The following is a 21,452-nucleotide window of genomic DNA, read 5'->3' on the forward strand; positions in this document are numbered from 1 at the left end:
GGGTTTCCGCACAAAGTGTGAGGAGTGAATCCCGCCGCGAACTATTGACAGGCCGTCAGACTCCTGCCCACTTGGCGAAGCTGGCGACCTCGTCAGAGCCGCCGCGGTCCAGGCGGACCAGGGTCGCGGCCGTGGTCCGCACCGTGGGGTGGAAGCGGGCATGGTTCGGGGCGACAGCCCGGGCCCGCTTCAGAGAGCGGAAAGCACGGTCGCGATCGCCCTGCGCGAGCCGAGCAGACGCAACGTCGATGTGGTGATGCGACGACCGCTCGGACGCCAGCCCGGCCGGCAGCGTCCACTCCTCGGCCCCCTGCTCCTCGCCCCACTGGTGCAGACGGGCGAGCGCCTGCTCGGTGTCGCCGGTGTCGATCAACCCGGCGATCTCGTGGATCCTCACATTGCTCGGCCCGAACGACAGCTCCATGTGGTCGGTGTCCCCGCCCACCCAGGCCGCGAGCACCCGGGCCTCGGCCAGGTACTGGGCCGACCGGTCCGGCTGGCCGTCCCGCGCTTCGAGGATGGCCAGCTTCAGGTACAGGGCGCCGGTCACCGCCAGGTGCGCCTTCGTGTGGCACTGCTCCGGCGCCAGCCGCTCTACCTCATCCACCAGCTCGGTCAGGATGCGGCGGGCGGAAGCGAACGACCCGGTGCGGAGCATGGCGCCCGCGCGCAGGTACGCGGCAGTCACCTGCAGCAGCGGCTCTCCCGACCGGTCCGCAGCCCAGTGCACCCGGTCGATGGCTGTGAGGCTCAGGTCGTGGTAGCCGAGCTTGTGGCTCAGGCTGTTCGCTGCGCGGTAGCCCCTCGCCAGCCAGCCATACGCGCGGGCCTGCTCGCGCCCGACCGAGGTGAACGCCACGTGCGTCAGCTCGGACAGCAGTCCGGGCAGCAGCGGTGCCATAGGCACGTAGGCGCCGTTCTGCCGCATCCGTGCGACCTGCTCCATCTCGGCGGCGAGGACCGGCAGCGGGCGAGGTGCGGCATCCAGGTCGTCCGGACTGTTGTAGGTCAGCATGATCCGACGCAGGGCCGGGATCACAATTTGCACTCCGTCCTCGGACTCGGCGCCGTTGACATAGGGCTGGCCGAGTAGCCGCTCGGGGCCGATCGACAGGGCCGTCGCGATGCGCACGACCATGCCGGGAGCGGGATTCCGGGATCCGGCCTCGTACTTCTCCATGGCCGACTCCGAGGTGTCCACCCGTCGTGCGAGCTCACGGACGGTCAGGTGTCGGATCTTGCGGTGCTCGCGGATTCGCTCGCCGATCGTGCTGTTCATGCTGCCCCCAGCTCTGGGTCTCCTGAGTGCAGGGTAAGCGGCGGGCGACCGCCCTGGTATGGGCTCTGTGTGAATTGTCGGTTTCAGTCCCGCCACTTGGGGCTGGCCGCCCCAGCACTGACCCTGGACACGACGAAGCGCCCCCGCCCGGGAGTCCGGGCGGGGGCGCGGTGGTTCAGCGGGAGACGAGCGGGACAAGGTAGCCGCCGAGCGTGCCGAGCAAGCTGCCTGCGCCGATCGCGATGTACACCTTCCGTTCCAGCTGGTCGAGGCGGGTCTCGTGGCTGTCGACCTTGCGGTCGGTCTGGTCCCCCCGCTGCACGAGCAACTGCAACTGGCCCTGCGTCTTCGCATTGCCGACATCCACCGACCGGCGGAGCTCGGCGAGTTCAAGGGCCACAGACACTCCGGGGTCGACAGGGCTGGTCACTGGCGGTCCCGCAAGGCGAGGAGGTCCGCGTCCGGCCGGGCGTAGGCCGGCGGCCGAGCTATCCCGAGGAACCAGCCCCAGCCCGGGCGCAACTGTTCCAGCCTGCGGAACGCCGCGTAGTAGACCGTGCTGAAGGCGACGGTCAGCCAGGCGGTCAGCTGGGCGTCCTCGACGTGGAAGCCCAGCCGGGTCGCCTGAGCGCCGACCAGGCCGACGAGGGTGGGGACGACGGTCCGCCAGACGGATACCAGGAAGTCGTACATCCGGCTCTCCTCAGGCGCGCAGGGCGCGGTCGTAGGCCACCAGCTGCAGGAACTCGGCATCCTGGCCGTACGGGATCTCACGGTCCGGCCTCGGGCTGCCCCAGGACAGGTACTCGGCGGGGGTGATCTGCCGGACGAGCCCAGACGGCCAGATGCCGAAGACCTCGGTTCCGGCGCCCTGCTGGGGGTGGCCCTTGACGAGGATCAGGCCCTCGGGGCGGGGGATGGAAAGAGTCATGGTCAGACTCCGATCGCTCGGTAGATCGCCGGGCGGATGCGCCGGCGCGGGAGAGGGGTGGGGGCCGGCGGTACGGGCACCGCCGGAGTGGTGGGCACCGGAGCACCCGCAGCAGCAGCTGCGATGCCGGGCATCACCAGGTCGTGGAACTGCCGCACCCGGGCGTCCCCCGGGCAGGCCGTCCCGCCGTCCGACCAGGCCGGGAACAGGCGGTGGTAGCCGAACCCGGGATCCGAGTCGGATCGGCACACCCGAATCGGGATGCCGTGGGTACGGTGCAGCCACAGGCCGAGCCCGATGAGCGCCGCCACCTGGGCGTCCGTCCACGGGTCGGTATGCCGGTCGTTGCTCGCCGTCTCGACGCTCACCGCGCCGGTGCCGTCCGGGCGCCGGTTCGCGCGGAAGTTGGCATCGGCGCGGGTCTGAGTGCCGATGAACTGGCCGAGGCTGCCGTCGTATCCGAGCCCGAAGTGGCAGTCCAGGTTGGTGCTGTCGCGCCAGTACTCGTAGATGCGCTGCGGCGTCCACGGCGCGGCGATGCTGTGGAAGATGACCTGCGTCGGCACGATCGCCGGTTGGTCGTCGGACTCGGGCTGCAGCTCCATGCGCTCAGCCCCGGGGTACCAGGCCAAGGGGGCCTCCAGGTGTGCGAGAGCCCCGACCGAGCGGCCGGGGCGGGATGGGCCTGGGCTCAGGCGAGGGCGACGTTGGTGATGGTCGCGGCCAGGCCCAAGTTGGCGTAGTGGCGGAGCACCACGGTGCAGCCGGCGTCCGCCAGGGGCTGAGCAATGTCGCGGGCCTCCCGGATGCCGCCGCTGTAGTCGTCCTCGCGGGACGGCCAGCCCGGGATGTCCTCCTCGCTGGTGATCGCGTAGACGACCCACTCGATGGTCGGGCTGTCCCGCAGCGGCCGGGCGACGGCGAGGAGCCACAGCTCGCCGAAGGTCCCCCACAGGTCGGGCGACATCGCGCCGGCCCGGCCAGCGCGGTACTCGTCCCGCGCGTAGCCGTCGAGGAACGGCGTGAGGGTGGTGACGTCGGGTGCGGACAGGGTAGCGACGGTGCGCAAGGAGTCTCCTCAGATGATCGAGCGGATGAGCTGGGCCTGGGCGCTGACGATCCCGCCCCCGGAGGAGCGGATCGCCTGGACGCTGATCTGGTACTGGCCGCCGATGGGAATGGAAGACGGCAGCGGGCCGGTGTAATCGAAGGCCTGGCCGGCAGCGACGACCGGGCCGAACTGGGTGGTGTCGACGAAGACCCGGACGGCGCCGGTGGTACCGCCGCCGACCGCGGTGGCCAACCACAGCCGCAGCTGCGACCCCCAACGGAGCTGATAGCAGCGGGAGATGGTGACGTAGCTACCGGAGGTGGTCTGCGGCCAGCGCGTCGTATCCGCGTCGAGCGGCGGCAGCAGGGCATCGGCCGCCGTGAGGTCGACGGCCTGGGCGCGGAGCTCGGCGATCCGCCGCTCGAGGTCGGCGACCCGGCGGGCGAGCGAGGACGGATCACCAGGCAGCTGGTCGTGACGGGTCGTCATCAGTCCTCCAACAGGATCGGCGACACCCTGTCCGCGCCCGGGTCGAGCGTCCAGGCGTACGCCCGGGCGACGGCCTCAGCGCCGCGCGGGTGTCGCGGAGAGAAGTCGATGACCACGTGCACGCTGTCGCCCAGGCCCCAGTCGGCGCCCAGGCGCGGCGCCACGGACGCGGCCGCCTCGAGTGACCAGGCGCGGGAGCCGGTGCCCATCAGGGCGAGCGCCTCGGCCGCGTGCCGCTCCAGCTGCCCGGCATCCGCCAGGCCTGCGGCCGGGGTCCACCGGTGCTCCCAGAGCGGCCACCCGGCGGCGGTCAGCACGGTGTTGGTGTGCACCATGCTGGTTGCCCGCCCGCCCGCGGTCTGCTCGCCGCGTGCGATGACCCGGGTCGCGCCGCGGCCTCGCTCGTAGGACTCGGTCAGCCGGTAGCGGCTGATGCAGCCGGGCAGGTCGAACACCGCCCCGGGGTTGGTGCTCTGCACGCCGATCGTCGGGCGGATCCGCAGGACCAGCTGGAACCTGGTCTGCGCGGCGTCCGCCCACACGGCGTCGATCGTCCACTCGGGGGCGCCGGCCATCGCCGCGATCTCCTGCAGACAGGACAGGACGGTCTTGTCCTCGGTGTCGGCGATGGCGTAGTCGATCAGCAGGCCGGACAGGGCGGTGTCCAGGACGAAGGGCGGGCCGCCGCTCAGGAGCGGCGCGGCGAGAGCGGCCATCACCGTGGTGGCGTCCGTCGCGGTGGCGGAGTAGTCGCCGGGGTAGCGCCGGTCCAGGTATGCCTCGGGGCTGGCGGCCGCCAGGTCGAGGACGGGGTCGGATCCGCCCTCGCGTACGAGGGTGAGGCCGGGCCAGACGGGCTGGCCGCTCGCCGTGTCCGTCGCGACGAGCATGGTGCGGCCCTGGTCCGTTGCCGACTCCCACTCCAGCGGCGCACCGGCCAGCGCGAGGGCGAACGAGCAGGAGGTGGCCGCGCCGAGCCTGCGCTGCAGCGGCTGAGTCGGCGCGAGCGCCAGGAGCTCCTCCACCACGGCGCCGGTCCGCAGGTCGCAGGCGTACCAGCTCAGGACGTACGGCCCGGCCGCCATCAGCTGGTGGTCCAGTACTGGATCGTCCACAGCAGCGTGTTGCCGCTCGTGGCCGCCACTGGGCCGGTGTTGCTCACGTCGGAGAAGAAGTAGGTGCTCTGAGTCTTGACGACGAACCCCAGGACGGTGCTGGCTGGCGTGATGACCGACACGCCTACGTATTCGTTGTCCCCCGGCTTGGTGTAGCTGGCGACGCCCCGGACGCCGGCCACGCCGGTGACCGGCGGGAGCGGCAGTGACATCGCCCAGATGCCGGTGCCCCCGTTTGAGGTCGAGCCGAGGACGAGGCTGCCCTGGTAGGTGACCAGGCCGCCGACCTTGGTGTAGGTCGCCGCGAGCGACCCGTTGCCGAGGGTCGGGTTGGTGGTGATGGCCGTCCAGGTCGGGGTGTAGGCGATCGCGTCGCCGGGTGCGATCCACACCGAGCCGGTCCAGTACTCCACCACGTTCCGAGTACCGTTCCAGCGGGCCTGCCCGCCGTAGACGCCGGCCAGCGCCAGGTCTGCCGTGCTGGAGACGGGCAGGATGCCGCCCGGGGCGACGGTGATCTGGCGGATCGTGCTGGAGACGGTGGCCGCGCCGGTGCCGCCGCCGCCCGTGGACGGAACGTTGATCGTCGCCAGGGGGATGTAGATCTCGGTGCCGCCCGGCGACGGCACCGCAGGGCTTCCCGACGCGGTCCCGGTGAGCAGCACCGTGTCAGCCTTGCGCAGGGTGCTTGCGTCGACCGACGTATCCCACACCCGCAGGTAGACCAGGTCGATCCTCGAGAACGAAGCGTTCGCGGCGGCGAGGGTGCCCGGGGACGTCGCGGCCAGCTGGGCCCGGTAGACGCCCTGGCCGGAGCGGTACACGGTGGCGGTGCCCGCGCTGACGTTGACCGTGGTGCCGGCCAGCGTGACGGCGAGCCCGGGGTCGCCGGGCCGGATGCCGGCCCGGGAGCCGAGTGCGGTCCCGTCCGCCATAACGAAGGCGGAGTCCATTTTGCGGAGCTCGGTCTCGTCGTAGCTGAGCGAGGGCATCCAGAGCGGGTCGGTGGAGACCATGGAGTCGGTCCTCCCTTACTTCCAGGCGGAGCGGGCGTACGCCCACAGGAGGGCGGAAGGGTCGGACCCGGCAGAGACCCACTGGACCGTGACCGTCTGGCCGGGCGGGATGTCCGGCCACTGTCCGGACAGGTAACGGCGGCGGCTCACCGTGCCGTTGAGGACCACGGTGCGGGCGCCGGTGTCGATGATGAGGACATCGGCCGCGCCCACGGTGTCGGTGTAGGTGAGCTGGCGGACCGTGCTGTCGGAGTACTGCACGAGGATCGTGAAACCCGGCAGCGGCCCGCCCACGACGAATCTGGGGGACGTGGCGATCGTGCCCTGGTTCTGGAGGGTGACCGTGCCGGAGCTGCTGCCCGCGGCGATGGTCAGCGGCAGGGTGATCGGCAGCGTCACCCCGCCCGAGCCGGACGGCAGCTTGGTGTTCCCGCCCTGCTCGTAGAGCGCGTACCGGCGCGGGTCGGCGGCGGTCAGCATCACCGAGTACCGGGCGACCCGGTCGGTCTCGTAGTCGACCAGCGGCTCGCCTGAGCACCGGACCGTGGCCTGTTTGGGGATCGTCTCGGCAACGGTCAGGGTGGTGTCGGTCAGCGAGGCCGCCGCGTACAGCTGCTCGGCGGCCGCGTCGAGGGCGGCGAGGGACGGCGCGGTGATCGTGCCCGCCAGGGTGATGACCCGGGCCCCGAGGTAGGTGGGACCCGCCCAGACGCCGTGGGCGCCCTGCCGCTCCGTGTACTGGGTGCGCACCGCGGCGCCCGCCCAGCCCCTCAGCCCGTCCTTGGCGACGGTCCAGGCGACCCCCGCCGCGTCCACCCGGCCCAGCTGCAGCGTGCCGAGCGTGACGGTGCGGCCGAGGACCTGCCCCGGGACGTAGCCGGCCATGGGCCACCCCCTCTCAGGTGATGAAAGTCATCCGGCGTGCGAGGTCGGCGAGTTGTTCCTCGCTGGTCTGGTGGGCGCCGTAGAGGTGGATGGTGGTGTCGCCGCGGCCCCCACCGGACCCGGGCGCCGGGGCGCTCGGCCCGCTGAGGGACCGGGCCGGGATCAGATCCCGGGCGGTCGGCCCGGCCGGGATGAGCTGCTGGCCGAAGATCCCGGCGACCTCGCCGAGGAGCATCATGGAGCGCTCCCGCCGGCCCGGGGAGAGCGGGATGTACGCCTCGGGCCCGGCCTCAGCCCACAGGATCGGGCGGTTGCTGATCCCGGCCTGCCGGGTCGACAGGCCGTCAGCGGCCGCGCGGATGCCGCCGGAGGCGTACCGGATGACGCTGCCCGCCGCCTGCTCGCTCAGCAGGTCGCCAGCGCGGTGCAGGCCGGCGGGGAAGTTCGCAACGACGTCGATGGCGACGGCCCTACCCTTGATGCCGTTGATCGCCTGCTGGATTGAGCGCGTTCCATCGAAAGCATCGCCCACCGGGACGGTGACCTTGACCTGCCCGTTCGGGAGCTTCTCGACCGCATACCCGATGGTCTTCAGGTCCTGGAGGGCGTCCGCCGTCGGCGCGTTGACGACGATCGACTTGCCGGGCGGCACCGCAGCCAGCCTGTCCCGCAGCACCTCCAGATCCGTGATCGTCTGGATCGCCCCGGGGTCGGTGACCCGGGTCTCCTTGACCGGCGGCAGGGTGGCGTATGAGATGGTCAGCTGGTCGATCTGCTGCTGGGTGAACCCTGCCTGCCGCATCGTCGCCTTGAGGGCCTCGACATCCCGGCCGAAAGCGATCGTCCCAGCCTCGACCTCGCCGGTCTGCTCCGCAACCGCCTTGGCGTGCGCGGTCGCTGCCTCGGCGGCGCCGAGCACCGCGGCCTTGACCGCGCGCCCCTTCTCCGAGGTGATGTCGAGCTGAACGCCGTTCTCCTCGACCGCGTCGCGCAGGCCCTGGAGGTCGCTCTGAAACGCGATCGCGCTCTGAGCGACCGAGATGTTCGTGCCGTTCAGACCCGCGAGGGTCTTCGACAGCTGATCAGCCGCCGTCTCGGTCTTCTTCAGGTCGCCACTGGTGGCCTCGGCCTCGTCGCCGAGCGTCTTGGTGCCCGCAGCGGCCTTGCCGCTGGCCTCGCCCTCCTGCGCGATCGCCGCGGCGGCGTCCGCTACGGCGCCCTTCGTGGTGTCGACGGACGACCTCAGCAGGCTGATCTTGCCCGTGTAGTCGTCGACCTTCCGGCCGCCCTTGAAGATCTCGCCGCTGCTGGCGGTGATCTGGGCCTGGACCTCCTTCCACGCATCGCCGCTGCCGAGCGCCGCGTCCGTCAGGTCGTGCAGGTTGACGCCGAGCTCCTTGGCCGCCGCCATGGCGCCCGACTTCTGCAGGGAGTTGACGGCGTAGGCCCTCGTGTTCGCGCCGACGATGCCGCTGTCCTGCTTGACGGCCGCGCTCAGCCCCTCGACGTCGATCTTGGCGGTCTTGTGGCTGTTGGAGAAGAGCATCATCGCGGCGACGGCGCCGCCGACGGCCAGGCCCCAGGGGCCGAACAGGAAGCTCGACGTGGCGGAGGCCGCGGCCGCCAGCCGGGGCATGGTGACGGCCAGCTCGACCAGCGCGGTGCGGAAGGCGGCGATGCGCGGAAGCGCGAGGACGAACCCTCCGACGGCGAGTGTCAGGATGCCGGTGATTCCGGCCACTGCGGTGACGCTCTCCTTCACCGGGCCGGGCAGGTTGCTGTACGCCTCGATCACGGACGTGATGCCCTTGACCATGTCGCGCAGCACCGATGTCGCACCGGCTCCCGATTCGATCAACGCGGTCTCCAGTGTGCCCTTGAGGCGCTCCAGGTCACCGATCAGGTTGTTGGTCTGCTGGGCGGCGGTTCGGGTCGCGAAACCCTCGTCATCGACGGCGCCGATCCAGCCGCGGACCTGTTGTTCGCCAGCCCGATAGAGAATGGTTGCGGCGCGAACGGCATCGCTTCCAAAAATCACGCCGAGTGCCGCGTTGCGAGCCTCGGGCGTCAAATCGCCGAAGGCGGTGGCCATTCTGCGGGCCAACTCGGTGACGCCTACGAACTGGCCCTTTGCGTCATAGGCGCTGAGGCCGACCTGCTGCATCATCGCGGCCGACTCAGCGGACTGCGGAGTGAGTCGCTGCAGCATCACCTTGAAACTGGTGCCCGCATCGCTACCGGTCAGGGCATTTTGCGCGAAAAGCGACAGAACGCCGACCGTGTCCTCCAGTGTGAGGCCAGTCTGTTGCGCGACAAGCGCCGACATTTTGAAAGCAAAACCCATATCGTGAACATTTGTCGCCGATTTTCCGGCGCCAGCGGAAATGACATCCGCAATATGTCCAACCTGCGCGCCGCGCAAATTGAAAGCATTCATCGCCTGCGCGGCAATTACAGCACTCTCACCGAGGTCGAGCTGGCCGGACGCGGCCAAGTCCAGTGCGCCGCGCAGGGCGCCGCCGACGATATCCGCCGTCGAGATGCCCGCACGGGCCAGCTCGACCTCGGCCTCGGCCGCCTCCCGCGCGGAGTACACGGTCGCCTGGCCGGCCTCAAGCGCGCTCTTTCGCAGGGCCTCCAGGTCCTTGCCCGTCGCACCCGATGCGGCGCCGACCACGCTCATGGCCTGCTCGAAACGGGCCGCAGCGACAACCGCCGCGGCAAAGACCGCGATCAGGGCGATGCCGCCCATCCGCACGGCCTTCCACGCGGTCTCGGACCGCTCCGCGCTGGCGACCATCGCGGCCGAGGTAGCCGCCGCCTGCGCGCGCACCGACGCGGACCATGCGGCGGTCGCCGCCCTGGCCCGGCCGAGCATCGTGGCCTGCGCGGCGGTGGCCTCCGCCGACACCACACCGACCGCGGCAGCCGCCTCCGCGACCGCGACGCGGGAGGCCACGGACAGGCCGCTCGTCGCCGCGAGACTGGTGGCGGTGACGGCCGTTGATACCTGGGCGAGCGCCAGGGCCGAGCGGGTGCTGGCCGCCATCACCTGAGCCAGAGAGCTGGTGGCGGCCGTACCGGCGACACGGAACGCGGCCGAGATCTCCCCGGCGGCGACGGCCACGCGCTGAGTCGCGGTCGCCGCAGGTGGAGTGGACGCCGCGACTTCGCCCATCGACGAGCGGGCGCTCGCGGCGAGCCGGCCGAGGGCCGCCGACGCCTCCGCCGACAGGTTCACCGCGGCGACATCTGTTCGGTCCAGTGCCTGGGACGCGCCGAGCGCCGAGGTGGAGATCTCGGTGAGCGACCGGGACGCGGAGGTGCCGGCCGCGGTGAAGGTCGCGGGGATGTCGGCCGCGGACGCCGCGACGCGCTGGGTGGCGGCCGCCGCGGCCTGGCCCGCTTCGGCGGTGACCCGGGACGCGGAGACCGCGGCCGCCGCGGTGCGCTCGAACGCGGCCTGCTGGCTGCGCTGGGCCGCCGTCGCTGCCGCCGACGTCTCCCGGAACGCGCTGTTGAAGCTCCGCTCGGTCTGGTCCGCCGAGGCGGTCGCGGCGGCCGCCAGGCGCCGGGTGTCCTGCTCGGCCTGCGTTGCACCGCGCCGGAAGCCGCTCGTGTTGAGGTCGAGCCGAACGTTCACCGTGCGGTCAGCCATGGCTCTCCCTCCGGGTCACGCGCACTTGGGCGCCGCGGGTGTCGCCGCCGGCGTCGCGCCAGCCGTCGATGTGCCGTGCTGCGGTTGCGCAGGCGTGACACTTCAAGGCCTCGGCCTTCCAGGCCTCTTCAAGGTCGCCGTCGAGGGTGTCGGCGAGCGGGTGGCCACAGCCGGAGCACGTTTCAGCCTCGACGGCGAGCAAGGCGAGCGCCCACGCCCGGTCGTCGTCCGTCCACAGCACCTCGCCGGGCCCGGGCAGCGGCCGGCCCAAGAACACCGACCGCGGCACACCCCAGGCGCGGGCGGCCTCTACCTCTCGCCGGTGGACGACCGAAGTGCGGAGGCGGCCAGCGAGAAAGGGATGCTGGTGGCCTCGTTGTTCACCTGCCAGGCAGCGAGCTCCAGCTGGTCGCGCTGGCCCTGATTCAGCCCCTCGGTGAGCTGCTCGTACTCCTCCGGCGACATCGCCGGCTCGGCCAGGCAGGCCGGGACGAGCGCGGGCGGCAGCGTCAGCGGGTTGTAGAGCTCCTGGGCGTGTCGGCCCGGGTGTAGAGCGAGGATGTCCGACCAGGCCTCCGGGGGCAGGGCCCGCAGGGTGAAGTCCGTTGCGCTGTCGCGGATTCGGTCCTGGAGCTCGACGATCTCCTCGGCGATCGCTCGGCGCGGGTCCGGCTCGGCAAGGGACTCGGGCTGCCAGTCGGCCAGGGCAGCGAACCGGGACTCCAGCTGGGAGATCCGGCCGGCGGCCTCGCCGTCGAGGTAGAGGGTGACAGTCTCGGTGCGCGGGCGGACCCGGGCGAGGATGGCGGCGGCCGTCGGCGCGGCCTTGGGCTGGGTGGCCATCAGGCGACCACCGCGTCCGGGATCGCCTCGGCGAAGACCTTCATCGGCACCGCGTACTTGGCGACCTCGTTGGCGGCCGGCGACTTGCGGGCCCGCTGCCCGCAGGCGACCGGGTAGACCTCGACGGCCTGGCCGGCGGCGAACGCGGTGGCGACCGGAACGTCCCGGCGCACGACGAGGTAGCCGTGCGTACCCCGGGTCAGCGTGGTGTAGGGCAGCTGCTCGGTCGGCGTCGAGCCCACCTTGAAGGTGATCTCCAGGTCCCACTTGACCCGGCCGACCTCCTCGGTGTCGGTCGTGCTGGCGAGGCTGCCGGTGTCGACCCCCGCCGTGGTCGGGTCAACCTTCAGACCGTCGGGGGTGATGCGGGTGGTGTAGTCGGGTGCGGCGTTGAGCTCGGCGGCGGTCGGCGCGCTCTGGCTGGAGAGCGATGCGCACCACACCACCTTCGTGAGGCCGTCGCTGATGAGGTCGGACACGGGGGGCTCCTCGGGGCATGAGAAACGCCCCGGCGCCGGGGCGGCGGGGCGGCAGGTCAACGGGGCGGGCGAACAGCGCCCTGGGTCAGGACCGGTAGGCGGCGACGGTCACCGTGGTGACGCCCGAGTACGAGATCGATGCGAGGCCGTCGCTGGGGTTGGTGTTGAGGTCGGCGAAGATCGGGATCTTCTTGGTGGCCGAGGCGGCGATGGTGACCGTGCGGTCGGCGGCAGCCAGGCCGCGGACGGCCGCGTAGGAGGGGACGGTGACGGTGATGCTGCTGCCGCCGCCGTTGGTCACCTCCACCCAGACGCGGTCGCCGACCGGGGCCACTTTGTCGCCGCCGGCGGACGCGGCGACGGGGGACTCGAGGGTGCCCGCCGCGGAGAGCGCTGCGGGGGTGAGAGTGGCCACGGGGGCCTCCTTGTCGTCAGGCGATGATGGATCGGATCCGGTACTGCACTGGCAGGTAGTAGAGGGGCGGGGTGACGTCGTCGTCCCGGGCGAGGGGCGGCCCGCCGAGCTCCTCGGGCCGCCAGCAGACGCGGCCGTCGACCGTGAGCGGGCCGGCGAGCGCGACGCGGCCGCGGTCGGCTGTGCCGAGGGCGCCCTCGGGCGTGGTCGCCACGTAGGTGACCTGCAGCAGGACGTCCAGCGCAGTGCGCTCGTCGGCGAGGCTGACCGGCCCGGCCTGGCCGCCAGCCGGGTAGAGCACCGCGAAGGACTTCGGCAGCGGCGTCGGGCCGGCCGGGGCGCCGCCGACGTACACCGTCAGCGGCACCGCGGCGAGCACCGCTCGGACGGCCTCCACGTGCGGCAGGACGGCAGGCGCGCTCACAGCAGGTCCCGGGCGAGGGCCTCGACCGCGGCGAAGAACCGCGGCTCCTCGGCAGCCAGGGCCCTCCCGCCGTCGTTGTGGCCGGCCTGCGTGCTCGTCCCGTACTCGAGGATGTTGCCGAGTGCGCCCTGAGCCGCGCCCTTGTCCGGGCCGATCACCACGCTGATGCCAGCGGGCCCGGTGGACGGCGGGTCGTAGGAGATGCTGCGGGGGTAGTGCGGCGCGTACCGGCCGCTGCTGGCTCGGGCGTTGGTCTGCCAGTCCCGCTTGACGTTCAGGGCGCCTTTGGCCAGGACCTGCCGGGCTTGGCGGTCCGTCTCGGCGCTGGCCCGGGCGAGATCGGCTACCAGGGCCTCCAGCTCGCGGATGTCCGCGCTCATGACCGGTCCTCCGCACTGATCCGCCACGCCGTGGCCGTCGCCGACTCGCCCACCGAGGTAACCCACAGAGCCAGGCCGACAAGCCTGGCGTCTGGGGACGCGACCACATCGACCCGATCACCGGGGACGATTCGTTCGCCACCGGCAGGGACGGCCGACCACGGCAGCGAGACCACGTACCGACGGAGTACGACGGCCCGCTGTCCGGCCTGCACGTCCTCGCTCATGGCGTCGTTGGGCTTCACCCGGGCCCGGCCGCCGTCCGGCCCCCCGTAGAGCACGCGGGCGTCCGGCTGGGCGGTCGCTCCGGTCACCGGGTCGTAGACGTCGGTGCCCGGGCGGACGAGGCGCACGGTGTCGAGCATCAGCACTTCCGCCGCGGCCCGGCCGCGCGCGAGTAGGACAGCGGGCTCGATCACGACTTCACCACCCACGCTGTCGGGGCGGCACCGAGCGCATCGGCCAGCGCGGTCCGCTCGCCAGGCAGGAGGTCGCCAGCGGCGTCCAGCTGCTCGACGGCGTAGGTGACGCTGTAGTCGTCGATCTGCTCGGACCGGATGCCGGTGGCCATGCCGGTGGTGGGGGTGTCTGCCAAGCGCTGGGCAACCTGGCAAGTCAGGTCCACGAGCCCGTCCGGGACGACCGTCCAGCCGCGCTGGTAGGTGACCTGAACCCGGGTGGTGCACGGGTCCGGCAGCCGCAGCCGCTCGCCGTCCCACACCCAGCCGGTCACCACAGTCAGCGTGCCGGCGGCGGTGACCGCCTGGACCTGCTGCACCGTGATGACCGGTGGAGCCGGGAGCACCACCGAGCCCTCCTCCGAGTCGAGTTGGACGACGACCGTGCTCGGCGTGATGGGCTGGCCGGCCGCCCGCCGGATGCGCACTGACGCCTTGGCGAGCAGGGCGTCGGCGCGGGCCGGGGGGAGGGCGTAGTCCAGGGCGGCGGCGTCGGCCGCTGTGGCGAGCGCGGGCAGGCTCATCGTCGCCTCCTACTCGCTCGGCGCGGGCTCCCGGGGGGTGAGCTCGGCGTAGGCGTCGACCAGGTCGGCCTTGGTCATGCCGTCGGCCTGGTCCGGGTCGGCGCCACAGGCCACCGCCCAGCCGACCCAGGCGTCCCGCGGTGCGGCCTTGGCGGGCGCCTTGGCCGGTAGGGACGGCACGTCGTCGGGGGGCGGGGCCGTGTAGGGGCTGCCGTCCTCGGTGACGCGCTGCAGCTGGCCCTTGGCCAGGCGCTGGGCGATGGCCTCGGGCAGCGGCAGGTCCATCGCGATGACCGTGCCGCCCTCGCCGCGCACGTGGATCGTCTCGGCGGCCATCAGGTGTTCCTCGGGACGCGGAGCGCGGTGATGGTGCCGGGAACGACTGCGGCGGCGACGTCGATGAGCATGCTGCCGTCGTTCTGGAGGAACCGGCCGGACTCGAACGGGCCGATCCAGCTGATCGTGTTCGAGGCGACGTTGACAACGAGGTCGCCCTGGCCGGCGGCGATCGCGGGCGGGTAGGTGCCGGCCTTGACGGTGATGTTGCCGCCGGTCGCGCCGACCGCGACCCGCAGGACCGTCAGCTCGGGCACCGCCTTGGCGATCGAGTGGCCGTTGTTCGTACCCGGGTTGAGGGTGACGGCCGTCAGGGACGCGTCCGTGACGGAGCTGTTGGGGAGGAAGCTGCTGTAGGCGACAGCGGTGCGTGCCATGGTGTCTGGTCTCCGATCAGGCCGGGTCGATGTAGGCGCAGGCGAGCATGTCCGGGCGGATCAGCTTGGCCCCGTAGACCGACAGGCCCTTGATCGCGTCCGCGAAGCTGTTCTCCGGCCGGTAGGCCTCGGTCTTGGCGATCTGGTCGGCGAAGGTGATCGCGGCGTTGACACCGGCCTGGATGACCTGGATGTCGCCGGTGGGCACCGGGGTGTTGTTGCTCTCGAAGATCGTGAACCCGGCGGCGCGGCCGACCAGGCCGTTACGCAGGGCGTCCGGCGTGCCGGCCTCGTTGGCCTTGATGAACCGGGAGTCGAGCAGCAGCGAGGCCATGAACTCCGGGGAGGCGACGACATACCGGCCCTGACTGGGCACGTTCGCCTTCGCCAGCTTGGTCCGCAGCGGCACCAGGACCTTGTCGTACGCGTCGGTCGGGGTGCTATAGGTGTTGATCGGGGCGCCCGTGCTGCCGAGGACGTTGGCCGCGACGATGCCGGTGTACAGGCCCGCGATGTACTGGTCCTGCTGGTCGGCGACCCGGTACGAGGCGCGGGACATGGCCTCGGTCATCACGTCGCCCTTGGCCTGCCGCTTGTCGACGTCGTCGACCTTGAAGGCGAAGAACTTCTGCTGGTCGACGACCAGGGCCCGCTGGGCGTCGGTCAGCTCCTCCGGGGTGATGACCGTCTGGTTGGGCACGTAGGTGCCCACCGTCGGGTCGGAGATGGAGGTGATCCGGACGGTGTCGCCGGCGTCGGCGATCTCGCCCTCGTACTCGCGGTTGATGACCATGGGGCCGCCGTAGACGAGCGCCTTGCGGGAGGCGACTGCGAGCTTGGCGCTCCAGATCTCCGGCTTGAACCGGGTGATGGCCACGGTGGGTCCTTCCTCTGGGTGGTGGTTATCCGCCGAGGTAGTCGCGCAGCTGACCCTTGCGGTGAGCCTCGTCGATCTGTTCGGGCGTCATCTTCTTGACGTCGGCCTCGCCGAGCTGGCGGGGGCCGGCGGCGCCCTTGCGGGCGCCTTGGTCGGCGGTGCCCTCGAAGCGGGGGCGGCCGTCGGCACCGGCCGTTGCGGCCAGGTACGGCTTGGACTTGAGGAGGTCGGCGATCGCATCGGCGATCTCCTCCTCGTCGACTGCGCCGTCCTTGTCGACCTCGAACCGGGTGAGGTCGATGAAGCGCAGGGCGTCGCGGGGGTCGGCGAGCTTCCCGGAGGCGGCCGCCCGGACCTCGGAGCTGATGATCCGCGCGTTGGCGTGCGCGGTGGCGGCGGTCGTCGCCTCGCGGCGGATCCGGTCCTCGTCGGGGGCGCCGTCGCCCTGCTTCGCCGCTGCGAGCTGGGCCTCGAGGTCGGTGGCGCGCTTCTCGGCGGCCCGGCGCCGCTCGGCCTCAGCCTTGCGGCGCTCCTTCTCCGCGGCGAGGGCCTTCGTACCGGCCTCGCCGAGCGGGGCGTCGTCGGCCTCCTCCTCGGTGGCCTCCTCTTCGTCGTCCGGCTCCTCCTCGTCCTCCCCCTCGCCTTCGCCCTCGGGGGCGCCGCCGAGGATCGGCCAGATCGGCTGCGGTCCGCTCTCGCCGGGGCGGGCGTTGCGCCAGCCGACGGCGGTGAGCCCGGTGCGCGGGTGCCTGGGCAGTGTGCTGTGGTGCATCGGATGCTCCTGTTGCAGGAGTCGGGGCAGCCCGTTGCGGGCGGCCGGACGGTCAGAAGAGGTAGCCGAACCGGTGCAGCAGCCGGATCGCGTCGTCCCGGTCGCTGGCGAGCCGGTAGATCGCCTCGGGGGTCAGGCGGTTCACCCGCCGGGCGCCGCGGCCGCGGGCTTTGTCGGCGTCGAGGTCGCGCAGGCGCCGGGCGGCCAGGCCTCGCCGGGTGGTGCCCTCGGTGGTCGTGGTGACCTGGCGCCCGGGCGTGCCCATGCGCACCACGCGGCCGCGGTGGGTGACGTCGTCGCGCACCCAGGAGCCGATCGTCGTGACGCCGCGGCGGGCGTTGACCACCGCGGTGATGTCGGCGCCGTCGCGGATCGCCCGGGCGCCAGCCACGGTGAAGGCCCGGCTCTGCTGGGCCGGGGTGAGGGAGTCGAAGTAGTCGCGCGCGTTGAGCGTCCGGCCGCGGAAGCCGGTGCGGCCGCCGATGGGTACGTGCGTGCAGTGGCAGTGCGGGTGCCGCTGGAACCCGCGGTTGAACGCGTACTCCTTGCCGGCGAGCAGCGCGCACCGCCCGCAGGCGCCGCCGGAGATCATGCGGACGTAGCCGCGCGATCGCCGGTTGGCCGTGATGCCGACGCCGTCGGCGGCCCGGCCCGCGTCGGCGACCTCGGTGTCGACCAGCATGCGGAGCTTGCGCTCCCCGACGCCGAACGCCTCCTGGGTGCTCGCGCCTTCGGCCAGGGCCTGCTCGGTGTCGATGACGGGCAGGTACAGCAGGCTGACGAGGCTGCGGCCGTCGACCGCCGTCCGGGCGAACGCCGCGGGGTCGATGCGGGACGGAGCGGCGGGGACGCCCTGGGCGGCCAGGGCCGTGTCCGTGTACGCCTGGGCGGCGCCGGCGGCGACCAGCTGCCCGGCAGACAGGACGGCCTGGAGCCGGGGCATCGCGGCCTCCCACGATCCGGTGAGGTCGTCGGCGTCCAGCGTGCGCCACTCCCGGACAGCGCCGAGCACGGCGGCCGCAGCGGTTCGGCGCCGGGCGGCCAGGTGCAGCGCCGCCAGCTCCATCACGTCCACGGCCTACTCCGGCACGTCGGCAGGCTGCGGCCCGGGCGTCGGGTGGGCGCCCTCGACCCGCTGGGCCGAGTTCATCAGCGCCGACACCGGGTCGAACTCGGCCTCCCGCTCACGCATGGCCATCAGGTCGGCCACCTCGGTCGGAGTCAGGCCGAAGCGCAGGGCCAACCACTCGAAGGGGAAGCCGACTTGCTTCAACTTCAGCAGGCTGTCGGTGAGCTGGGCGATCGAGCGGGACTCGACCCCGGCCCACAACACGCTCCCGCCGGCGACCGCGTACGCCTTCTCGCGCTCGAAGCGGGCCAGCGCGATGAGCTGGAAGACCTCGCGCAGGGCCTGCCCGAACCAGAGCTGCTTCTCCTCGACTTTCTTGACCAGGCCGGTCTCGGCGGCCAGCAAGGCGTCCCCGGACAGGTTGGCCATCTTGCCGACTAGGTAGTGCTGCGGGGTGCGGGTCTGCGCGGCGATGTGCCCGACCGCGACGGTGATGACCTCGGTGTACGCCTTGAGGTCGGCGGGCGCCCACGAGCCGATCTTGGCGTTGGGGTTCTCCAGCCACAGGACCCGGTCCTTGGCGAAGCGCTTCAGGTCGATGGGCTTCTCGCCGACCTTCTGCCCGTTCGCGTCCAGGATCGGCATCTTGGGCACCTCGGCGCCCATCACCACCCGCTGGGCCAGGGAGGCGTAGTCGGCGCCGGTGAACAGCTGGGCCCACAGCAAATTGATGGCGTCCTGCATCGAGATGACCCCGGCCACGTCCGAGATCGGGTCCTCGGCGAGGAGCGGCCGGTTCGGCAGCTCCACCATCGGCACGGTGCCCATGGGGTTGGGCTGCGGGTTCGGCTCCTTCCCGGTCTCGCGGGGCTCCCACGAGTCCATGACCTCGTCGGCCTCAGCCATCTGCGGCGACTTCCTCGGCCCAGGACCGGTCGGCCGCTCGAACTTCCAGACCTGGTTGGGCAGGTAGAGGGTCGCGTACTCGCGCATCCCGTCCTGCCACAGCTTCAGCGCGGCCCGGCGCCGGCGGCGCGACCCCGGCTCGTACTGCACGATCGAGCTGGACGCGTCCTCGAAGGTGACGATCGGCAGGTCGGGGTTGCCCGGGTCTCCCCACACCAGGACGTGGCAGCGCGCCGAGGTCACCGCGCCGAGGAACCCGAGCTGGCTGTCGGCGTCGAGGCCGTTGCGCTGCCAGACCTGCCAGAGCTCCTTGTCGGCCTTGACTTCGCTGGCGGCCTGGACCCCGACCACGGTCAGCCGCTCCACCGGGCTGTCGCTGACCGGTTGGACCCAGTTGTCGGCGAACCCGGCGTACTGCTCTGCGAAGTAGTCCCGGAACTCCCGGCTGGCGAACCTCAGCGGGTGCTTGCCCCGGTAGTAGTCCGAGGTGCGTTTCGCCGCCGACGCCCGGCTGGTCAGCTCGGAGGCGAGGACGTCGACCAGGGCGCGGGCCTGCTCCACGGTGGCCACGGGCACCACCCCCTATCCGGTGTAGACGTAGAACTGCTGCTGCGGCTTGGCGAGGCCGGCGGCGACCGCGTCTCCGGCCGCCTCGTGCGCCAACACGGAGCACACGGCGACGTCGATCTTCTGGTGCACGCTGGCCTTGCGCAGGACGTACTTCCCGCCGGGCCGGGCCGCCTTGCGGGCGTTGCCGACGTGCGCCGACGCTGTCGGGCAGCCGTCGTGCCGCAGCACCGTGTCCGCCTTCGTCACGTCGGTGACCAGCCGCTCTGCGGCGGCGTGCATCTGCGTGACCCGCTGGGTGTACCAGCGCACCACCCGGTCCCCCCAGGTCTCCGCCCAGGCGTCCGTCTCGGTCTCCCAGTACGGCGGGTCGATGTAGGCCCGGACGACGTCGTAGTAGCGCATGACCTCGTCGAATGCGGCCTGGACCTCGAGGCGCGGCACCTGGCCGCCCCACTCCGCCGGGTCCCATACGCACGGGCGCCGGTCCGGCCCGTACACCGGGGTGAACTGGTAGCCGTCCAGCGTCTCGCACCGGAAGCCGGTCCAGTCGTCCAGGTCCGAGCCGTCCACGCCGAGCGTCACCCGGGTCCCGCGGGGCACCTCGCGCGCCTCGGCGAGCGTGTCCCAGACCGCGCGCTCGATCCAGGTGCCGACGCCCGCTGTCACCCTGTTGCCGAAGAACCGCTCGGCCTGGGCCAGGTCCTTCTCGACCAGCTCGGCGGCCTCGGCCTCGATAGCGTCGAGGTCGACCCACCCGGTCCGGGGCTTCGCTGAGTCGCCGTAGACGGCTCGGTGGATCTTCCGACGGTCCCGCTTGAGCTTGTAGTTCAGGTGCGGGTCGGCGAGCCGGTGGTCCCGGTAGATGTCCTCCACTCGGGATTCGGCGGTCCGTTGGGCGACCGAGTCCTCGCTTGGATCCCAGGCGTTGGTGGTCTCGACCGAGCGGCCGCCCATGCCAGCGAGGCCGCGGCGCTGGGTCTCGGCGACCTGCACCATGCCGGAGGCGACCGTCCACAGGCCGGTCTCGTCCTGCACCACGAAGGTCACGCGTTGGCCGAGCCGGGTCCGGGCGCGGGAGGTGACCGGGTCGATCCGGCCGCCGCCCGGCAGGTTGATCCGGGTGTCCCCGGTGTCCGGGATCAGGTCGGCGAGCGGCCCGAGCTCGATCATCGGCTGCAGCGCGGCGTAGACGTTGGCCGTCTGGTCCTCGCTGTTGGCGGCAATCTGGATCAGCGGAGTCGGCCACGGCCGACCGACCGGCTCGCCGTCAGCGTCCCAGCCGTCGAAGAGAACCGGCCCGATCCCCTCAGCGCAGATCAGCGCCGCCGAGAACGGGCCCTTGCCCCACTTCTGGGGCCTCACCAACTGGCTGCGGCGGTAGGCGAAGGCGGGCGCCCGCTGCCCGGCCTGGGCGCCCGGCCGCAGCCGGTAGTGGTGGGCCAGGAAGGTCCACATCTCGTCGGTCAGCCGGTACGCCTCACCCGCCCGGTCGCCGTCCGGGATGACACAGAACTCCTCGATCCACTCGCCGACGGTCCAGCCGAGGGTGGGGAACTCGCCCGCATACTCAGGTCCTCGCCACGGCACGGGCGGGCACCTTGCTGATGAGGCCGAGGCTCTCCGGGGCTTGACCGACCCCGAGAGCAACGCGCTGGGGCATCCGGCCACAGAGGTACACGGCCCGCTTGAACTGCAGGTGCCGCAGCGTTCGTTCACGGTCTGGGTACACGCCAGCCATCACGCCCCCTTCGCCTCGACGGCCGACAGCTTCGAGATGTCGACGTTGCCGGAGAACAGGTAGACGCCACCACCTCCCAGCCAGCGGGTCAGGAGTTCGGCCGCGGGAACGAGATCGGCGAGATCGGAGTCGCCCAGGTTCGACAGGATCAGTACGTCGCCCGGCTCCAGCTTCACGACGTCGGCCATCAGGCACCTCCCGCCGCGTTCGGGTCAACGATCTTCAGCCGCTGGCGGGCGCTGGCTGGACGCTGCCGGGCCGTACGGTCCTGCCGCTGCTCGGCGACCTCGTCGGCGGCGACCTCCCACCGCAGCCGCAGCATCGCGAGCGGATTCAGGCCGAGCCGGTCGGCCAACTGTCGGGCCTCCTTGGCGGCGTCCATGTCGCCCTGCTCCGCCTTCGCCTTCCACCGGACGTACTGGGCTACCTCCCGGGTCCAGCCGAGCCGCTCCCAGGCGGCCGCTTGCGGGGTGGCCCACAGCTCGGACCACAGCTCGGCCTCAACGGCCTGGGCAGCGGTGAGCTGGGCGGAGACGATGTTCAGTGCAGACTGGGCGGCGTCGAGCTTGCGCTGGGCAGTGCCCTTCGGCCGTCCCTTCAGCGTCGGTTCCAGGAGCTGGAGCTCCAGTTCGTCGACCTGGCGCTGGGCGGTGTCGCGCTGGGTCGTCATCACGATGTCGTCGAGCAGCGGCCAACGCGGTGGATCGCCGGTCCGGCCGCCAGCGGGCAGCTTGGTCGTCGCGTGCGTGGCGTTGCGCCTCCGCCGCTCGCTCGCCGGCTTCGGGGCCGGGCCCATGCCTGCCATGTCGCCTCCACGGAGTGCCGTTGCGGCACGGTGCGGCCCGGACCGTTGCGGCGGG

At 72.0% G+C, this 21,452-nt stretch carries 28 protein-coding genes; all 28 read right to left on the bottom strand.

The window, feature by feature from the left end; genetic code table 11:
- Positions 1 to 55: 55 nt before the first annotated feature.
- The 28 genes from ACGFZP_RS05040 to ACGFZP_RS05175 all read right to left on the bottom strand — a co-directional run bounded on the left by ACGFZP_RS05040 (position 56) and on the right by ACGFZP_RS05175 (position 21,397).
- Entirely contained in the window at positions 56 to 1,279 is a 1,224-nt protein-coding gene (locus ACGFZP_RS05040) for a helix-turn-helix domain-containing protein (RefSeq protein ID WP_392928688.1), read from the bottom strand.
- A 175-nt stretch (positions 1,280 to 1,454) separates the two neighbouring features.
- Positions 1,455 to 1,679 carry a hypothetical protein gene (locus tag ACGFZP_RS05045; protein ID WP_392928690.1) on the bottom strand — a complete coding sequence of 75 codons (225 nt, stop codon included), beginning with the start codon at positions 1,677 to 1,679 and terminating at the stop codon, positions 1,455 to 1,457.
- A gap of 26 nt (positions 1,680 to 1,705) precedes the next feature.
- Positions 1,706 to 1,972, bottom strand: coding sequence for a hypothetical protein (locus tag ACGFZP_RS05050; RefSeq protein WP_392928692.1), 267 nt, complete (start codon positions 1,970 to 1,972; stop codon positions 1,706 to 1,708).
- A 10-nt stretch (positions 1,973 to 1,982) separates the two neighbouring features.
- Positions 1,983 to 2,210, bottom strand: coding sequence for a hypothetical protein (locus ACGFZP_RS05055; RefSeq protein ID WP_392928694.1), 228 nt, complete (start codon positions 2,208 to 2,210; stop codon positions 1,983 to 1,985).
- 2 nt (positions 2,211 to 2,212) lie between these two features.
- Complete coding sequence (locus tag ACGFZP_RS05060; protein ID WP_392928696.1) at positions 2,213 to 2,815, bottom strand: N-acetylmuramoyl-L-alanine amidase; 603 nt, start codon at positions 2,813 to 2,815, stop codon at positions 2,213 to 2,215.
- An 86-nt stretch (positions 2,816 to 2,901) separates the two neighbouring features.
- Positions 2,902 to 3,279 carry a hypothetical protein gene (locus ACGFZP_RS05065; protein WP_392928698.1) on the bottom strand — a complete coding sequence of 126 codons (378 nt, stop codon included), beginning with the start codon at positions 3,277 to 3,279 and terminating at the stop codon, positions 2,902 to 2,904.
- Positions 3,280 to 3,288: 9 nt separating this feature from the next.
- Positions 3,289 to 3,750 (bottom strand): hypothetical protein, encoded by a 462-nt coding sequence (locus tag ACGFZP_RS05070; RefSeq protein WP_392928701.1) that lies wholly within the window; start codon positions 3,748 to 3,750, stop codon positions 3,289 to 3,291.
- Positions 3,750 to 4,865 (bottom strand): hypothetical protein, encoded by a 1,116-nt coding sequence (locus ACGFZP_RS05075; RefSeq protein WP_392928703.1) that lies wholly within the window; start codon positions 4,863 to 4,865, stop codon positions 3,750 to 3,752. The genes ACGFZP_RS05070 and ACGFZP_RS05075 overlap by 1 nt, the downstream gene beginning before the upstream one ends.
- Positions 4,835 to 5,881 carry a hypothetical protein gene (locus ACGFZP_RS05080; RefSeq protein WP_392928706.1) on the bottom strand — a complete coding sequence of 349 codons (1,047 nt, stop codon included), beginning with the start codon at positions 5,879 to 5,881 and terminating at the stop codon, positions 4,835 to 4,837. Before ACGFZP_RS05080 ends, ACGFZP_RS05075 begins: the two co-directional genes overlap by 31 nt.
- A 15-nt stretch (positions 5,882 to 5,896) precedes the next feature.
- Positions 5,897 to 6,766 carry a phage distal tail protein gene (locus tag ACGFZP_RS05085; RefSeq protein WP_392928708.1) on the bottom strand — a complete coding sequence of 290 codons (870 nt, stop codon included), beginning with the start codon at positions 6,764 to 6,766 and terminating at the stop codon, positions 5,897 to 5,899.
- Between the two features lie 13 nt (positions 6,767 to 6,779).
- Positions 6,780 to 10,424: a phage tail tape measure protein gene (locus ACGFZP_RS05090; RefSeq protein WP_392928710.1), complete on the bottom strand. Its 3,645-nt coding sequence runs from the start codon at positions 10,422 to 10,424 to the stop codon at positions 6,780 to 6,782.
- Positions 10,417 to 10,701 carry a hypothetical protein gene (locus ACGFZP_RS05095; RefSeq protein ID WP_392928712.1) on the bottom strand — a complete coding sequence of 95 codons (285 nt, stop codon included), beginning with the start codon at positions 10,699 to 10,701 and terminating at the stop codon, positions 10,417 to 10,419. Before ACGFZP_RS05095 ends, ACGFZP_RS05090 begins: the two co-directional genes overlap by 8 nt.
- Before the next feature lie 32 nt (positions 10,702 to 10,733).
- Entirely contained in the window at positions 10,734 to 11,267 is a 534-nt protein-coding gene (locus ACGFZP_RS05100) for a hypothetical protein (RefSeq protein WP_392928714.1), read from the bottom strand.
- A complete protein-coding gene (locus ACGFZP_RS05105; protein ID WP_392928716.1) occupies positions 11,267 to 11,746 on the bottom strand; it encodes a hypothetical protein in 480 nt (159 codons plus the stop codon). Before ACGFZP_RS05105 ends, ACGFZP_RS05100 begins: the two co-directional genes overlap by 1 nt.
- 85 nt (positions 11,747 to 11,831) lie before the next feature.
- Complete coding sequence (locus ACGFZP_RS05110; protein WP_392928718.1) at positions 11,832 to 12,161, bottom strand: hypothetical protein; 330 nt, start codon at positions 12,159 to 12,161, stop codon at positions 11,832 to 11,834.
- Between the two features lie 16 nt (positions 12,162 to 12,177).
- Complete coding sequence (locus ACGFZP_RS05115) at positions 12,178 to 12,585, bottom strand: hypothetical protein (RefSeq protein ID WP_392928721.1); 408 nt, start codon at positions 12,583 to 12,585, stop codon at positions 12,178 to 12,180.
- Positions 12,582 to 12,965, bottom strand: coding sequence for a hypothetical protein (locus tag ACGFZP_RS05120; protein ID WP_392928724.1), 384 nt, complete (start codon positions 12,963 to 12,965; stop codon positions 12,582 to 12,584). The genes ACGFZP_RS05115 and ACGFZP_RS05120 overlap by 4 nt, the downstream gene beginning before the upstream one ends.
- Positions 12,962 to 13,384: a DUF6093 family protein gene (locus ACGFZP_RS05125; protein ID WP_392928726.1), complete on the bottom strand. Its 423-nt coding sequence runs from the start codon at positions 13,382 to 13,384 to the stop codon at positions 12,962 to 12,964. The genes ACGFZP_RS05120 and ACGFZP_RS05125 overlap by 4 nt, the downstream gene beginning before the upstream one ends.
- Complete coding sequence (locus tag ACGFZP_RS05130) at positions 13,381 to 13,947, bottom strand: hypothetical protein (protein ID WP_392928728.1); 567 nt, start codon at positions 13,945 to 13,947, stop codon at positions 13,381 to 13,383. Before ACGFZP_RS05130 ends, ACGFZP_RS05125 begins: the two co-directional genes overlap by 4 nt.
- 9 nt (positions 13,948 to 13,956) lie before the next feature.
- Positions 13,957 to 14,283 carry a hypothetical protein gene (locus tag ACGFZP_RS05135; RefSeq protein WP_392928730.1) on the bottom strand — a complete coding sequence of 109 codons (327 nt, stop codon included), beginning with the start codon at positions 14,281 to 14,283 and terminating at the stop codon, positions 13,957 to 13,959.
- Positions 14,283 to 14,660: a hypothetical protein gene (locus ACGFZP_RS05140; protein WP_392928732.1), complete on the bottom strand. Its 378-nt coding sequence runs from the start codon at positions 14,658 to 14,660 to the stop codon at positions 14,283 to 14,285. Before ACGFZP_RS05140 ends, ACGFZP_RS05135 begins: the two co-directional genes overlap by 1 nt.
- 16 nt (positions 14,661 to 14,676) lie before the next feature.
- Positions 14,677 to 15,537 (bottom strand): P22 coat protein - protein 5 domain protein, encoded by an 861-nt coding sequence (locus ACGFZP_RS05145; RefSeq protein ID WP_392928734.1) that lies wholly within the window; start codon positions 15,535 to 15,537, stop codon positions 14,677 to 14,679.
- Between the two features lie 25 nt (positions 15,538 to 15,562).
- On the bottom strand, positions 15,563 to 16,309 hold the full coding sequence (locus tag ACGFZP_RS05150; protein ID WP_392928736.1) for a hypothetical protein: 747 nt from the start codon (positions 16,307 to 16,309) through the stop codon (positions 15,563 to 15,565).
- Between the two features lie 52 nt (positions 16,310 to 16,361).
- The gene (locus ACGFZP_RS05155; RefSeq protein WP_392928738.1) at positions 16,362 to 17,384 is read right to left on the bottom strand and encodes a hypothetical protein; all 1,023 of its coding nucleotides are present in this window, start codon (positions 17,382 to 17,384) and stop codon (positions 16,362 to 16,364) included.
- Positions 17,385 to 17,387: 3 nt separating this feature from the next.
- The gene (locus tag ACGFZP_RS05160) at positions 17,388 to 18,854 is read right to left on the bottom strand and encodes a phage portal protein (RefSeq protein WP_392928740.1); all 1,467 of its coding nucleotides are present in this window, start codon (positions 18,852 to 18,854) and stop codon (positions 17,388 to 17,390) included.
- A gap of 12 nt (positions 18,855 to 18,866) precedes the next feature.
- Positions 18,867 to 20,441, bottom strand: coding sequence for a hypothetical protein (locus ACGFZP_RS05165; protein ID WP_392928742.1), 1,575 nt, complete (start codon positions 20,439 to 20,441; stop codon positions 18,867 to 18,869).
- A 150-nt stretch (positions 20,442 to 20,591) separates the two neighbouring features.
- On the bottom strand, positions 20,592 to 20,780 hold the full coding sequence (locus ACGFZP_RS05170) for a hypothetical protein (protein ID WP_392928744.1): 189 nt from the start codon (positions 20,778 to 20,780) through the stop codon (positions 20,592 to 20,594).
- Entirely contained in the window at positions 20,780 to 21,397 is a 618-nt protein-coding gene (locus ACGFZP_RS05175) for a hypothetical protein (RefSeq protein ID WP_392928746.1), read from the bottom strand. Before ACGFZP_RS05175 ends, ACGFZP_RS05170 begins: the two co-directional genes overlap by 1 nt.
- Positions 21,398 to 21,452 lie beyond the last annotated feature (55 nt).

This window comes from Kitasatospora sp. NPDC048239 (genome assembly GCF_043202015.1).
In the GTDB taxonomy this organism is placed as follows: Bacteria; Actinomycetota; Actinomycetes; order Streptomycetales; family Streptomycetaceae; genus Kitasatospora.